Below are 579 nucleotides of genomic sequence, written 5' to 3' on the forward strand. Positions count from 1 at the left end.
GCGGCAGATGAAGAAGTCAGGCGGGCCCCTTCTCGGCAAGCTCGCGCGCTTGGGCATTCCTCATCCGAATGGCGCTGAACTCTGCCGCTGCCTCCACTACTGCATCGATATACGGCCACAGCGATGGAGTGAAGCGCAACTCCACGCCGCGCTCGGCCAGCGCGGTGAAGCAGTTCTCGACTAGGTATGTCTCCGTTACCCGGGCTGCCTGTTCACTGATCCAGTAGCCAGCGGTAGCGTCGAGCAGCGTGAAGCCCGCGGAGTCAAGCAGATGCACCTTGAGCCCCGCATGAAGCAGGTTCGGTGCCCATCGATGCTCAACGGCAATGACGCGAGCGGCCGGAGACCGGAGCAAGTCATGCTTCACCCGGGCAGTCGACCAGCAGACCCGCGGACATTGCCGAGGTAGCAGATAGTTCGGCAAACGCTCTTCGTCGACCGCCCACACCCACTCGCGTCCTTCGTGCGGCGAACCGGCGGGTGAGGGACGTGGATCCATGATGGTGAAAGGACCTTCGTCACTGACGTGGAACAGCTGCGGCACCCGGACAGGCTAACCGCCGAGACTTGGCCGGCAGT

General features: G+C 63.2%; 1 protein-coding gene. It reads right to left on the reverse strand.

The window, feature by feature from the left end:
* Positions 1-16 precede the first annotated feature (16 nt).
* Positions 17-544 (reverse strand): DUF6886 family protein, encoded by a 528-nt coding sequence (locus Acy02nite_RS46255; protein WP_203756861.1) that lies wholly within the window; start codon positions 542-544, stop codon positions 17-19.
* Positions 545-579: the final 35 nt, after the last annotated feature.

This window comes from Actinoplanes cyaneus (genome assembly GCF_016862095.1).
GTDB lineage: Bacteria > Actinomycetota > Actinomycetes > Mycobacteriales > Micromonosporaceae > Actinoplanes > Actinoplanes cyaneus.